Source organism: Rhodococcus sp. MH15 (assembly GCF_019266045.1).
GTDB lineage: Bacteria > Actinomycetota > Actinomycetes > Mycobacteriales > Mycobacteriaceae > Rhodococcus_F > Rhodococcus_F qingshengii.
The window spans coordinates 953398-967577 of sequence record NZ_LPNP01000061.1 but is presented as its reverse complement, the minus strand read 5'-3'; the positions used below and the strand labels follow the sequence as shown (position 1 = coordinate 967577).

Sequence of the window (14180 nt, the reverse complement as noted above, 5' to 3'; positions counted from 1 at the left end):
GTGTTACCGAGCTTCGTGCGCGCAGTAATGTCGTGAGCGTGAACGACTTCCAGCTGACCGAAACACCTCTGCTCTCACGCTCGAGCGTCGGCCGCGCCGAGGAATTGCGGTCGGACGCCGCTGCACTGACGACGGGTTGGGCGGACGCACTGCTCCTCCGTGTGAATTCACGGGGTCAGGTCAAGGTGTCGCCGGAAGGTCAATTGGTCTTCGCCGAGGCAACCGAGTTGGGGCCCGAACCGGTGCGCGGCGCGGTCTTCCTGGGAATTCGGGAGAATCGCCACGTCTGGGCGGTGCGGGTGTCGCTGCTGGCGGGCACTTTGTCTGAATTGCGGATGCTCGGCGGAACACTCGACGACGCGGACGCCGGTTTGTTGACCGGTGCCGTCGCGATTCTCAACTGGCACGACAGTGCCGGATTCAGCGCTATCGACGGCGCACCGAGTGAACCCACGATGTCCGGCTGGTCACGCATTTCCACGTCCACCGGCCACGAGGAGTTTCCCCGAACGGATCCGGCGGTCATCTGCCTGGTGCACGACGGCGGCGATCGAGTTCTACTCGCGCGTCAGCCGACCTGGCCGCAGCGCCGTTTCTCGATTCTCGCGGGATTCGTCGAGGCCGGGGAGTCGCTCGAAACGTGTGTTGTCCGCGAGATCAAGGAAGAAGTCGGTATCGACGTGCACAGCGTTCGATACCTCGGGAGCCAGCCCTGGCCGTTCCCTCGCTCGGTGATGTTGGGCTTCGCCGCAATCGGCGACCCCGCAGCTCCGCTGCTGTTCGCGGACGGCGAGATCGCCGAGGGCACCTGGTTCACGAAAGACGAGGTGCGCGCCGCTCTCGAACTCGGCGACTGGGGTTCGGAAGCGGACGCGCCACTGCTGCTGCCCGGGTCGATCTCCATCGCTCGCGGAATGCTCGAGAGCTGGGTCAAGTAGCAGCCGGAGAAGGTCTACAGACCCAGAGCCTGCTTGACCTGGTTGAGCGACGGGTTGGTCGCAACGCTGCCGTCGCCGTACTTCACGGTCGGAACGACGTGATTGCCACCGTTGACGCTGCCGACGAAATCGGCTGCTGCCGGATCGTTCTCGATGTCGATCTCGGTGTACTCGATCCCCGACGCGTTGAGCTGCGTCTTGAGGCGACGGCAGTAGCCGCACCACGTGGTCGAGTAGATGGTCAGGGCAGGCGCATTTTCGGTAGAAGTCACGGCCGATATAACACCACGACCGAGAGCGTTGTTCCGTATCGGCCCGTGTTCTCTTGCCCACATACCGTCGGGCGCGGCGAATGGAGTGTCGGAACGTCCTGCCATGATGGTCCCCATGCCTGCGGACACCGGACTGGATCCAGAACAATCGGCCGCCGTGCTCGCGCCACGCGGCCCGGTATGTGTCCTCGCGGGCGCTGGAACAGGCAAAACCCGCACCATCACGCGCCGGATCGCTCATCTGGTTGCCGACGGTCACGTGTCGGCCGGTCAGGTGCTTGCCGTGACGTTCACCGCTCGTGCGGCCGGGGAAATGCGTGGACGTCTCCGTGAGCTGGGCGTCGGCGGGAGTGGGCCGCAGGTGCAGGCTCGAACTTTTCACGCTGCTGCTCTCCGTCAACTGAAGTACTTCTGGCCGCAGGTTGTCGGCGACACGCCGTGGCGTCTGCTGGACCGAAAGTTCGCCGTTGTCAGCAGTGCCGCAGCCCGGGTGGGATTGTCCACCAGCACGGAAAGCGTCCGCGACCTCGCCAGTGAAATCGAGTGGTCGAAGGCGTCGCTGATCGCGCCGGAGGATTACCCACGCGCGATCGCCAAGATTCGCCGTGAGGCACCGGTCGATGCCACCAAGGTGGCCCAGGTGTATGCCGCATACGAAGAGCTGAAAGCACGCGGCCAGGACGGCATGCTGCTTGATTTCGACGATCTCCTACTGCACACGGCGGCAGCTCTCGAAGAGCATTCGACAGTCGCCGACGAGTTCCGCGAGCGGTATCGCTGCTTCGTCGTGGACGAGTATCAGGACGTCACCCCACTGCAGCAGCGTGTGCTCGACGCCTGGCTGGGCGACCGAGACGATCTGACCGTGGTGGGCGATGCGAATCAGACCATCTACTCCTTCACCGGAGCCACCCCCAACTATCTGTTGGACTTCTCCCGGAAATTCCCCGAAGCGACCGTCGTTCGGCTCGAACGGGATTACCGCTCCACCCCTGAGGTCGTGTCGTTGGCGAACCGCGTGATCGGTGCGGCGCGCGGGCGGATCGCCGGGACGCGTCTGCAGCTGATCGGGCAGCGCGCGCCGGGGCCTGAGCCGGAGTTCATGGAGTTCGACGACGAGCCGGCCGAGGCGCTCGGCGTTGCGCGGGCGATCAAACGGCTGATCGCGGCAGGCACTCCTGCTGCCGAGATCGCTGTTCTGTACCGGACCAATGCTCAGTCGGAGGCGCACGAGCAGGCCCTGACGAAGCTGGGCATTCCGTTCCAGGTGCGCGGTGGAGAGGGCTTCTTCACTCGCACCGAGGTACGTCAGGCGGTGGCAGCGCTGCGTCAGGCAGCTGGACGCGACGACCTCCCCGAAGGTGCAGACAACGGCGAAGCGCTGGTCTCACTCGTCCGCGCTGTGCTCGCGCCGCTCGGCCTGACCAACGAAGAGCCTTCGGGTACTCAGGCACGCGAGCGCTGGGCGTCGCTCTCGGCTCTCGTGGCGCTCACCGAAGAACAACTTGTCCACGAACCTGAACTGACGCTCACCGGGCTTCTACAGGAGCTCACGGCCCGAGCCGAGGCGCGGCACCCACCGACCGTGCAAGGTGTGACGCTGGCCTCCCTCCACGCGGCCAAGGGGCTCGAATGGGATGCGGTGTTCCTGGTCGGCCTCAACGACGGCACCCTGCCTATCCAACACGTTCTCGGCGACGCCAATTCGGGCGCCGACGACGTCGCGGTGGAGGAGGAGCGTCGGCTTCTCTACGTGGGGGTTACTCGCGCTCGCGAGCATCTGCAGCTGTCGTGGGCATTGGCCCGCAATGAGGGTGGACGGAAGTCCCGTCGCCGGTCGAGGTTCCTCAACGGGCTCATCCCCGAGGACTCACCGGCTTCGCGCGTTGCCGCGCCGTCGTCGGGGAACAAGAAGCGTCCGCGCTGCCGCGTCTGCGGCAAACCGTTGATCGGGACGTCGGCGACCATGCTCGGGCGCTGCGAAAAATGCCCGTCCAATGTCGACCTGGAATTGCTCGAGCACCTCAAGGCCTGGCGTCTGGACAAGTCCAGAGAACTCAAAGTTCCGGCCTATGTCGTCTTCAGTGACAACACATTGATGGCTATTGCCGAACAACGACCACAAGACAATCGTGGACTGGTTTCGATCCCTGGAATCGGGCCGAAGAAACTCGACAACTTCGGGGAAGACGTACTAGCTGTCATTCGCGGCGAACTGCGTGCGGCAACACTCGATATCTGAAATGCATCCGAATCGACAACGGTGATTTACATAACCGCAGGTCAAAAATAGGTTGTGCAGATTCGGCAGATTCTCTACTCTGGTTTTCAGTGTTACGGGGCAACCTGTGCGCAGAAACTATCCGGACCGACACGAAATGGAGGTGGCAAAAAAATGACGAACTTGATCTCGTATGAAGCGTGCGCAAGCGCAAAGTTCGCTGTTGCCGCCCCCATGCTGCCGCGTGCAGCGGGATGGGCGCAGCATGCGTTCCGCCTGCGCCCTCAAGCAGCAGCAAAGAAAGCAGCTGTCGAGTCCGTGTTCTTAAGCCATCGAGGTATTTCTCGGTAGGACACATCCGTTCACTTACGGCCACGGACCCGCAGCCCCTGCGGACCGTGGCCTTTGTGTTGGATAGCCCTCTTCATCTGGTTTCCGACTCGGCTCAGGTTCGCACCCATCGAACCCATATCGTGCGACACAGTTTCGCATCCGAGCACTAGGAGACCGAGTTGTCTGCCCAGACAATCCGCGTGGAATCCGAAAACTCCACCACTGCAGTAACTTCCACCGACGTCACTTCGGCTGCAGTCACGTTCATCGAGGTCGCGTCCACCCGCCGCGACCTGCCGTGCCGGGCATCCAACCCCGATCTCTGGTTCGCCGAAGCTCCGGCCGAACTCGAGCAGGCCAAGGCACTGTGCGCGCAGTGCCCCATCCGTTCCCGTTGTCTCAGTGCGGCTCTCGACCGCGCCGAGCCATGGGGGGTGTGGGGCGGCGAGATCCTCGATCAGGGGGCCGTCATAGCGCGCAAGAGACCGAGAGGGCGCCCACGCAAGCAACTTGTGTGCGCGTGAGAGCCCTATTCGGCGGAGCCGGTGTCTTAGTCGGCGGAGCCGGTGTCATCCAGAACCGGCTCCGCGAACCCTGGCAACCAACGAGTCAGGATTTCCATGTACGGGGCATATGCGTCCAACTGGGCGCATATGCCGACCGAACCGAGAAGAACACGGAAGATCATCAAATACTCGGCCGGAAGGTTGAGTGCACGGGCCGTTCGGAACTGCGCACTGTTGAAGTCAGTGGCGGTTCCGGCGGCCTTTTGCAGCCATGCCCGAGTGAAGTGAAATGACTCGGTCTGGATCGGGTCGGTGAAGGGTCGCAGGTAATCCGCGATCTCCTTGTCGGTCACCGTGCGTCCGGGGATCACGAAACCGTTGGCGCGCAACAACTCCGTCAACTCGTCGAATTGTTCCTCGACAGCCAAGCGCACCATAGTGCCGAGAACCCGTGGCAGTCCGTTCGGGAACGGCGCAGCAGCACCGAAGTCGATGACGCCGAGTCGGCCGTCCTCGAGAAGCATGAAATTGCCGGGGTGCGGGTCACAGTGGAGCAATCCGACACGGGCCGGAGACGCGAAGTGGAATTCGGCGAGTAGTGCACCGGCCGCGTTGCGCTGCTCCGGCGTTCCACTCTCGATGATTCTGGTCAACGGGGTTGCCGTCATCCATTCGGTCACGACCACTTTCGGCGCGCTCGCCACGACGTGCGGGATCACGAATTGGGGATCTCCGTCGAACTCTTTGGCAAAAGCTCGCTGATTGTTCGCCTCGATCCGATAGTCGAGTTCTTCCTCCGTGCGCGCGGTGAACTCCTCGATCACGGGCCGTACGTCGACACCGGGCATGACCGAACCGAAGAGACCGGCAAATCTGCCCAGGGTCTTGAGATCGGCGCGTAGAGCTTCGTCGGCGCCGGGGTACTGAACTTTCACGGCTACGTCGCGGCCGTCCGCCCAGACGGCTCGATGAACCTGCCCGATGCTTGCCGACGCGGTCGGTTCATCGTCGAACGACTGGAATCGGTCGCGCCACTTGGTTCCGAGTTGCTGGTCGAGCATCTTGTGTACTTGCTTGGTCGGCAGCGGTGGGGCAGCGGCCTGAAGCTTGTTCAGCGACTCGCGGTACGGTTCGGCGAATTCCTCCGGAATAGCCGCCTCCATGACGCTGAGCGCTTGGCCCAGCTTCATCGCGCCACCCTTGAGTTCGCCCAGCACCGCGAACAATTGCTCGGCGGCCTTCGCGCTCAACTGTGCGTCGATCTCGCCTTTGTCACCGCCGGCGAGCTTGCGTCCGAAGCCCATGGCGGCGCGACCGGCCATCCCCAGGGGGATGCTCGCGAGTTTGGCAGTACGGGCAGAACTCTTGCGTGGGATCTCGGACACCACACCATCATGTCTGACTGGGGCGTCCTTTGCCCGAAACAGGTGCCAGGTATTGGCAACTGCAGGATATTTGCCGAGGCCAGCGCCTGGTTGTGATCCGATACGGACGCAGCGCGATCTCGAGCGTCGACGACAGGCTCGCCGCATGCGTCGCCGCTGTCTCCGATAATGCGGAGTCGATCTCGGCCAGGGCCAGCGCGACACTTGCATGGATCATCGCCGATTCCGCGTGGCCTGCGCTGCCGAGTAGCTGCGCGGACAGATGAAGCCAATGAGGGTCGAGTTCGGATCGGAGGATGTCGGCGCACCGCAGGCAACTCGACTGACCAGGCAGGACAAGAGGCCCGACCACACCGTTGCCGTCGCGGATGCGGATGGAAAGGTGGGGGAGTCCGCAGCGAACGAGATCGCTGACCAGACGAGGATCAGTTACGACGTCGTCGGCCAGGACCACCAGTTGTTCGTTCCACGTGCGCACGACGTCGGTGTTGCGATACCCGCGCGAGCGACGCGTGCTGACCCCGCCGGCGACCAGTGCGCGCTCGATGGCGTCAGAGAGCGGACCGACACCGTGAATCCGTACCGTCGCGGTGCTTCTGCGGGCAGTGTGGACGAAACCGGAATCGGCGAGTTGCTCGAGCAACTCCTCCGTCACGGATGTGGGAATCCCGAGCCTCGACGCTTCCCAGAGGATGTTTGCGCGGGATCTCGAGCCGTCCATTTTGCGCAGGATCGACTTCACCGCGCGATCGTCGACCCCGACAGGCAGAGTCAGTAGGACGGCACGTCCGGGGGTCCATCCCAGCTGCAGTCGACCATCCGGGCGCGACAGAACAGCGATCCGCGGGTCCCATCGAGGTCCCGCGGATCGCTGTGAAGTGCTGTCTTGTCTGGTGTCGTCGTGTGTGTGACCGGTCATCATTCGATGCTGGCACGACGGGCCCTCGGCGAGTCCCCGTCAGCGGCAGTTATCCACAGGCGGTCATCGCGGCTGATCTGCGAAAATCGGTCGAGAAGGGATTACTTCTCTTCGTCGTCCTCGCGGGTCTTGTCCATCGCTTCCTCGGCCGCACGCTCTTTTGCCACGACGGCTTCGAGCTGGGCTATCGGGTCGTCGAAATTACCGGCTTCGCCGGCGCCGAGGACACGGGCGACAAATCCGTCCGGTGCGTCGAGATCGCTCGAATCGGGCATCAGGTCGGGATGCGACCAGACGCCGTCGCGAACGTCCATACCGGCTTTCGCAGTGAGCTTCTGCCACAAACCAGCCGCTTCACGGACCTTGCGAGGACGAAGTTCGAGTCCGACCAGCGTCGCAAAGGTCTGCTCGGCGGGGCCGCCGGTAGCGCGGCGACGCCGCAACGTCTCACTCATCGCGGCAACACCAGGCAGTCGCTCGCCGAGTGCGGCGGTGACGACCGTCTCCACCCAACCCTCGACCAGCGCAAGCAGAGTCTCGAGACGTTCGAGAGCGGCTTTCTGCTCCGGTGTGTTCTGCGGCTCGAACGTGCCCTGCTGCATCAGCGCTTCGAGCTTGCTCGGATCGGTGAGAGCGGATGGATCGAGGTCCTTGGCGAATTCTTCCATCGCCGAGAAGTCCATGGTGATTCCGCGGGCGTATTCCTCCACTGTCGCGAGAACACGCTGGCGCAGCCACGGAACGTGACTGTAAAGGCGCTGATGAGCCGCTTCCCGCGCGGCGAGGAAGACCAGAACTTCCTGATGCGGCTGTTCGAGACCCTCACTGAAAGCCTGAACCGCAGCCGGGAGAAGGGCCGCGGTGCCTTCGGGGCCGAGGGGCAGGCCGATGTCAGTGGAGGAGAGCACCTCGGTGGACAGTTGGCCGAGTGCCTGGCCCAATTGCGAGCCGAACGCGAGTCCGCCCATCTGGCCGAGCATGCCCAGCATCGGGCCAGCCATCTGCTGTGCTTCGGCCGGAAGACCCTGGACCCACATGCCCGCTACCTTCTCGGCCACCGGATCACAGAGTCGCTTCCACGTGTCGATCGTGTTGTCGAGCCAGTCGTTCGGAGTCCACGCAAGAGTGCGGCTCGCTCCGGCAGGGAGCGTTGTCGCGGCGTCCAGCCACATCTCGGCCAGGTGCGCGGCGTCGGCGATCGCCTTGACGTTGCCCTCGGTGATCGGTGTGACCGATCCGATCTGTTGGCGTGCCAGCTTCTTGGCGATGTCGTAGTTGACCGGGCCGGACGTACCGCCCTGGCCCATCGACGAGCCCATTCCGCTCAGCATCTGCCCGAACTGGGTGAGCATCTGGCCGAGCTGAGCCGGATCGAATCCCTCACCGCCCGCGCCGAACCCGAACGGCATGTCACCACCCCCGAACGGATTGCCACCCGCCGCGTTCTTGTCGCGATCGGGATCGTCGTCGGAGTTGGAGAAGCCGAACGGCATATTGCTCATACCTCAACGGTACAAGGCTCGAGCGGTCGGAGTCGCCCTCCGAGTCACGCTGACGGCGAACACGCACGGCGCTCAGGCGGTGCGATCGGTGCTCCGGAGCCTTCGCGCTTTACTCTGGATCAGGTGAATCGACGGATAGTGACGCTCTTGGCCGCACTCGCACCCATCGTCGTGTTGGGAGTCGTCGGAACAATGGTCACTGTTCCTTATGTCGCACTCGGTCCGGGCCCCACCTTCAACACGCTCGGCGACGTCGACGGTAAGCCCGTCGTGGACATCCAGGGGACCGAGGTCGATCCCACCGACGGCAACCTCAACATGACAACGGTGTCGGTTCGCGACGGCCTCAACATCTTCGAAGCGTTCGGACTGTGGGCGAGTGGCAGCAACGGACTCGTCCCTCGCTCGGAGATCTATCCGCCCGAGAAGTCGAAGGAAGAGATTCAGCAGGCCAACACGGCCGACTTCCAGCAATCCGAGGACAGTGCCGAGTTGGCGGCACTGCACTTTCTCGGCAAGCCGGTGGCACTGACTGTTTCGAAGGTGACTCCGGACGGTCCCGCTGCGGGTGCCCTGCAAGAAGGCGACGTCCTGGTCAAGATCGGCGACACTCCGGTAACCACCATCACCGGCGTTCAGGACACGGTCGGTGCGATCGCGCCCGGCACCGCGATCGACGTCACCGTCCTTCGTGAGGGTGTGGAGACCGTTGTGCCGGTCACCGTCGGGGCGCGGCCCAACAAGCCCGAATCGGGTTACCTCGGCGTCACACCCAGCGAGGTCCCGGACGTTCCCTTCACCGTGCAGTTCAATCTCGCCGACATCGGCGGTCCTTCTGCCGGACTGATGTTCACACTGGCCTTGGTCGACAAGCTGACTCCGGGGGAGCTCAACGGCGGAAAGTTCGTTGCCGGAACGGGCACCATCGACTCCGACGGCGAGGTCGGTCCGATCGGCGGCATCAGGTACAAGTTGATCGCCGCGTCCGAAGCCGGTGCTGAGACCTTCCTCGTGCCGGCCCAGAACTGTGACGAGGCGAAACAGAATGCGCCGGACGGGCTTCGACTCGTCAAGGTCGACAACCTGCCCGGCGCAGTGGACTCACTCGAAAGCCTCAACACGGGTGGCGACGCACCCCGCTGCTGAAAGCTGCCTGGCCGCCGACGACTCTGTCAGTCTTCTTCGACCTCGTCGAGCGTCGCGTACAGGGCGTGCACGAGGTGAGGTGCAAGACCGTCGTAGGTGAGCAGTTCCAAGTCACCGTACGGATCCGCATCCTCGTCGGGACGCATCTGTAGGAGCGACAGCGAGGGACCGTCACGGAGCACGCCGACGAACAGTCGAGCCTCGCGTCGATCGGGATGCGCGTCGGCCGTCAGTCGAGCGACTTCGTCCGCCGCGTGCTGATCGGTCAACACCGGCGCCGTGGCGTGGTCGAGATCCGATTCCGCCTCGGGCGGCAGGACGACGATCTCCTGCACCAGGATGCAACCCTGCACGGACTCGGGCCAATGCGTCGTTGCCAGGAACTCGTCGAGTGCCCGTGAACCGCCGATGATGTCCTCGGGAAGCGATTCCTGTTCGATCGGTGTGTATTCGGCGCCCTCGGCGAGTTGGTCGAGCAGTCCGGGTTCGGCCGCGGCGAGCATTTCGGTGGGTACCAACGCGTACAGCTTCGGCGGCTGATCCCAGCCTTCGGCGTCGATGTGGTCGACAACTTCATGAACGCACCGGGCGAGGGCACTCGGTGATCTGCTCATATTCTCTTCACTCACACGTTCATCCTCCCACCTTCTGTCCGGCTCCCCGCTCTCCGTGTTGTCAACCCGTGACCGTTGTTACGTAGAGTGGTCGGAAACGGCCAAGTCCACTCGGGCGTGGCCGCAGTGATCGATGCAATCGGTTGCGACGCCACGGCGTCGCCAAATCTTGGAGCGTGGCACGTGGGCATGCGGCCCCCCGCAGGTTTACCCTCTCTGTCCAGACGCAGTCGAATCTTGTTGGTGGTGGCTGTCGTAGTGGCGGCCTTGCTGCTCGTGGGGCCGCGACTGATCGGCATGTACACGGACTGGTTGTGGTTCGGCGAAGTCGGCTTCCGCGGTGTCTTCACCAAGGTTCTGCTGACGCGATTCGTGCTCTTCCTGGTCGTCGGAATTGTCGTCGGCGCCATCGTGTGGCTCGCGATGCTTCTCGCGTACCGCGCACGCCCGGTGTTCGTCCCGGTCTCCGGGCCCAATGATCCGATCGCGCGCTACCGCACCACCGTTATGTCGCGTCTTCGTCTTTTCGGCGTGATCATTCCGGTAGCGATCGGCATCCTGTCCGGTCTCATCGCACAGGCCAACTGGGTCACTATCCAGTTGTTCCTCAACGGCCAGGCTTTCGGGATCACCGATCCGCAGTTCAACTTGGACGTCGGCTTCTACACGTTCGATCTGCCGTTCTACCGTTTCGTTCTGAATTGGTTGTTCGTCTCGATTCTGCTTGCCTTCGTGGCAAACCTGGTCACCCACTACGTTTTCGGTGGGATCAAGTTGGCCGGGCGCAATGGGACGTTCACCACGGCCGCTCGTATTCAGCTGGCTGTCATCGCCGGCACCTTTGTGCTTCTCAAGGCGGTGGCGTACTGGTTTGATCGGTACTCGTTGATGTCGAGTAGTCGTAAGGAACCGACGTTCACCGGCCCGGGCTTCACCGACATCAATGCGGTTCTGCCTGCGAAGCTCATTCTGTTGTCCATTGCGGTCATCTGCGCCTTGGCGTTCTTCGCCTCGATCTTCACGCGGGATCTTCGGATACCGGCCATGGCAGTCGCTCTACTGGTTCTTTCGTCGGTCCTCGTCGGTGCCGTCTACCCGATGATCGTCGAGCAGTTCTCCGTCAAGCCCAATGCGGCGCAGAAGGAGAGCACGTACATCGAACGAAACATCGAAGCGACCCGTCAGGCGTACGGGATCACGGAAGAAAACGTCGACTACGTCGACTATCCGGGAATTGGCACCAAGCAGCCCCAGGACGTTCCGGCAGACCGGACCACGATCGCGAACACACGCCTGTTGGATCCGACCATTCTGTCGCCGACGTTCACCGCTCAGCGTCAGCTCAAGAACTTCTACGGGTTCCCGCAGACGCTCAACGTCGATCGTTACGAACAAGACGGCCAGTTGCGCGACTTCGTTGTCGCCGCGCGTGAGCTGTCGCCGAACAACCTTTCCGGCAACCAGACGGACTGGATCAACAAGCACACGGTCTACACGCACGGCAACGGTTTCGTCGCCGCCCAGGCCAACGAAGTCACGGCCGTGCAGGGCGACAGTCAGAACAACACCGGTGGCTACCCGATCTACTCGGTGAGCGACCTGACGACCACGCCCGAGAACGAGAATCTCAAGGTGGACAATCCTCGTTCGTACTACGGCGAGGTGATCAGTCAGTCGGACGCCGATTACTCGATCGTCGGTTCTGTCGACGGCGAGGGACCTCGTGAGTACGACACCGACACCTCGAAGTACACCTACACAGGTTCGGGTGGCGTTTCGATCGGCAACTGGTTCAACCGTCTTGCATTCGCGGCGAAGTACACCGAGCGCAACATCCTGTTCTCGAGTGCAATCGGCTCGAACTCGAAGATCATCTTCAAGCGTGATCCGAAGGAAAGGGTCGAGGAGGTCGCGCCTTGGCTGACGACCGACGGCGCTGCTTACCCCGCAGTGGTCGACGGCAAGATGCAGTGGATCATCGACGGCTACACCACGGCCCAGGATTACCCGTACGCGCAGCGCAGTTCGCTCGACGGGTTGGTCGAGGACAGTATCGACCAGACGACCGGGCGCCTCATTCCGCGCCAGGAGTTCTCGTACATCCGTAACTCAGTGAAGGCCACGGTCGATGCCTACGACGGCACTGTCACGCTGTACCAGGTCGACGAGCAGGATCCGGTTCTGAAGGCGTGGATGGGGGTCTTCCCGAACACGGTGAAGCCGAAGAGCGAAATCTCGGACGACTTGCAGGCACACTTCCGCTACCCGGAAGACATGTTCAAGGTTCAGCGAGAGATGCTGGCGAAGTACCACGTCGACGATCCGAGTGAGTTCTTCACCAACAACGCGTTCTGGTCGGTTCCGAGCGATCCGACGATCGACACGTCGGCCAACCAGCCGCCGTACTACGTGCTGGTGGGCGACAAGGACACCGCGAAGGCGGATTTCCGTCTGACCAGTCCGATGGTCGGGTTCAGTCGTGAGTTGCTGTCGGCCTACATCTCGGTGGCGAACGACAAGGAGAACTACGGCAAGTTCACGGTGCTGCAGTTGCCGACCGATACGCAGACTCAGGGTCCACAGCAGGCTCAGTCTGCGATGACGTCGGATTCGCGTGTTGCTTCGGAAGTGTCACTGCTCAAGCAGTCGAACAAGATTCAGTACGGGAACTTGCTGACTCTGCCGATTGCCGAGGGCGGAATCCTCTATGTCGAGCCTTTGTACTCGCAGCGAAACTCGCAGAACGCGTTCCCTCAGTTGGCGCGTGTATTGGTGAGCTTCAGCGACACCAACGGCATTCGGATCGGTTATGCACCGACCGTCTCCGAGGCGATCAGTCAGATTTGGCCGGGCGCAGGTTCGGCAGCGACGGTCACCCAGCCGGCACCCGATCCGGATACCGGAGCGCAACCGGAAACGCCGACAACTCCGACGGCACCGGCCCCGCCGGCTTCTTCGGATGACGTCACGAAGGCGCTGGCCGAGGTCAATTCGGCAATGGCGGCATTGAAGTCGGCGCAACAGAGCGGTGACTTCACCAGCTACGGTGCTGCGCTCGACCGCCTGCAGAAGGCTGTTGACGCGTACCAGGCGCTGCCGAGGTAAGCGGCGTCAGTTCATGAATAGCAGAAGGCCCACCATCCGATCGGATGGTGGGCCTTCTTGTGTGCTCAGGTGAAGCTGTACGAGCTGAATCAGCGCAGTGCTGCAACGATCGGTGCGTTGGCATCGGAGAGCTGCTGGAACTGTGCGGCGAAGCCGTACTGGCCGGCGAGGTCACGAGCGGTGTCGTAAGCCTGCTGTGCGGCGGGCTTGAGCTCGGCCGGGATCTCGATGGCGGGAGCAACTGCGGGTGCCTCGGCGACGGGAGCCGGCGCTGCGGCGGGAGCTTCTTCGACTGCAGGCTCGCTCGCGACGGTCAGACGCTGGCCGCAGACGGGCCATGCGCCGGGGCCCTGGCTCTGCAGGGTGTTCTCGGCGACGCGGATCTGCTCTTCCTTGGAAGCGTTGGCGGGCGAGCCGGTGCCACCGTTGGCGGTCCAGGTGCTCTGCGAGAACTGCAGGCCGCCGTAGTAGCCGTTTCCGGTGTTGATGTTCCAGTCGCCACCGCTCTCGCACTGTGCGACGCCGTCCCAGTTGTGGGTGGCTGCGGAAGCGGTGCCGGTGCTCATGGTGAGGGGCACTGCGACAAGTGCGCCGGCTACTGCCAATGTGCCGAATGCACGCTTGCTGATGCTGGTGTACGTCATGTCGGGGTAAATCCTCTCCGCGCTTGCTGACATCGGCGGGCCTGCGGGTCGGCGATGATGCTGACTTTCCCGGGCGCTTGTCTCTCCGTGTCTCTGCCCCTCGAAGGTTTCGGGGGTTCCGATCCCGCGGGGCAGAGTGGAGCAGCGGCGGGTCGGCGTTCGCCCGGTTGATTCGGGCCGGGACCGACCGTACGGGAGCGTCGAACGAGGGTCGATTCGCAATTTTCCGGACTGTCTGGTCTGCTCTCGACCCAAAATTTTAGCGTTTGTGCTGGTAGAGACTTTCCGATGCCGTTTCGACGTACGTTCGTTACATGCTTGTTATGTGTTGATGCTCACGGGCATTTTGTGAACCCAGTCACCCGATTTCTCGACTTTCAGGCGTGTATTTCGCTCCAGCGCAGGCGATTTGCGTTCCGTTCACCTGCTCGTGTAACTTTGTCCATGCATCGCGGGGTGGAGCAGCTCGGTAGCTCGCTGGGCTCATAACCCAGAGGTCGCAGGTTCAAATCCTGTCCCCGCTACTAGAAAAGGACCGCCGCACTGGATTCCAGTGCGGCGGTCCTTTTTTGTGCGCAGCCGTCGTAGGGTGGCG

The 14180-nt window shown here is 62.8% G+C and carries 11 protein-coding genes and 1 tRNA gene; 6 read left to right on the top strand and 6 right to left on the bottom strand.

All coding sequences use genetic code 11. The features are described 5' to 3' along the window. Nucleotides 1–38 precede the first annotated feature (38 nt). Nucleotides 39–938 (top strand): NAD(+) diphosphatase, encoded by a 900-nt coding sequence (gene nudC, locus ATN37_RS12470; protein WP_007731249.1) that lies wholly within the window; start codon nt 39–41, stop codon nt 936–938. 14 nt (nt 939–952) lie between these two features. Here the strand turns inward: nudC and ATN37_RS12465 are convergent, their stop codons facing one another. After that, the gene (locus tag ATN37_RS12465) at nt 953–1210 is read right to left on the bottom strand and encodes a mycoredoxin (RefSeq protein WP_003942350.1); all 258 of its coding nucleotides are present in this window, start codon (nt 1208–1210) and stop codon (nt 953–955) included. Between the two features lie 103 nt (nt 1211–1313). Between ATN37_RS12465 and ATN37_RS12460 the strand changes: the two genes are divergently transcribed. Together ATN37_RS12460 and ATN37_RS12455 are read left to right on the top strand one after the other, a co-directional pair. Then, the gene (locus tag ATN37_RS12460; protein ID WP_218695203.1) at nt 1314–3452 is read left to right on the top strand and encodes an ATP-dependent DNA helicase UvrD2; all 2139 of its coding nucleotides are present in this window, start codon (nt 1314–1316) and stop codon (nt 3450–3452) included. Nucleotides 3453–3964: 512 nt separating this feature from the next. Further along, nucleotides 3965–4288 carry a WhiB family transcriptional regulator gene (locus tag ATN37_RS12455; RefSeq protein ID WP_003942321.1) on the top strand — a complete coding sequence of 108 codons (324 nt, stop codon included), beginning with the start codon at nt 3965–3967 and terminating at the stop codon, nt 4286–4288. Nucleotides 4289–4314: 26 nt separating this feature from the next. Here the strand turns inward: ATN37_RS12455 and ATN37_RS12450 are convergent, their stop codons facing one another. The 3 genes from ATN37_RS12450 to ATN37_RS12440 form a co-directional block, all read right to left on the bottom strand. Then, nucleotides 4315–5658: an AarF/ABC1/UbiB kinase family protein gene (locus ATN37_RS12450; RefSeq protein WP_172403528.1), complete on the bottom strand. Its 1344-nt coding sequence runs from the start codon at nt 5656–5658 to the stop codon at nt 4315–4317. Between the two features lie 4 nt (nt 5659–5662). Beyond that, entirely contained in the window at nt 5663–6577 is a 915-nt protein-coding gene (locus tag ATN37_RS12445; RefSeq protein ID WP_218695202.1) for a hypothetical protein, read from the bottom strand. A gap of 98 nt (nt 6578–6675) precedes the next feature. Beyond that, the gene (locus ATN37_RS12440; RefSeq protein WP_058039104.1) at nt 6676–8076 is read right to left on the bottom strand and encodes a zinc-dependent metalloprotease; all 1401 of its coding nucleotides are present in this window, start codon (nt 8074–8076) and stop codon (nt 6676–6678) included. Between the two features lie 123 nt (nt 8077–8199). Between ATN37_RS12440 and ATN37_RS12435 the strand changes: the two genes are divergently transcribed. Then, nucleotides 8200–9222, top strand: coding sequence for a PDZ domain-containing protein (locus ATN37_RS12435; protein WP_037130086.1), 1023 nt, complete (start codon nt 8200–8202; stop codon nt 9220–9222). Nucleotides 9223–9248: 26 nt separating this feature from the next. On the opposite strand, the gene ATN37_RS12430 is transcribed toward ATN37_RS12435, so the two are convergent. After that, nucleotides 9249–9851, bottom strand: a complete 603-nt coding sequence (locus ATN37_RS12430; RefSeq protein ID WP_003942343.1) for a PPA1309 family protein — start codon at nt 9849–9851, stop codon at nt 9249–9251. A 174-nt stretch (nt 9852–10025) separates the two neighbouring features. Here ATN37_RS12430 and ATN37_RS12425 point away from each other — a divergent pair, with 174 nt between their 5' ends. Next, nucleotides 10026–12941: a UPF0182 family protein gene (locus ATN37_RS12425; RefSeq protein ID WP_207623849.1), complete on the top strand. Its 2916-nt coding sequence runs from the start codon at nt 10026–10028 to the stop codon at nt 12939–12941. Nucleotides 12942–13030: 89 nt separating this feature from the next. Here the strand turns inward: ATN37_RS12425 and ATN37_RS12420 are convergent, their stop codons facing one another. Further along, nucleotides 13031–13585: a transglycosylase family protein gene (locus ATN37_RS12420; protein ID WP_003942299.1), complete on the bottom strand. Its 555-nt coding sequence runs from the start codon at nt 13583–13585 to the stop codon at nt 13031–13033. A 450-nt stretch (nt 13586–14035) separates the two neighbouring features. Between ATN37_RS12420 and ATN37_RS12415 the strand changes: the two genes are divergently transcribed. Next, nucleotides 14036–14109: transfer RNA gene (locus tag ATN37_RS12415), tRNA-Met, on the top strand. Nucleotides 14110–14180: the final 71 nt, after the last annotated feature.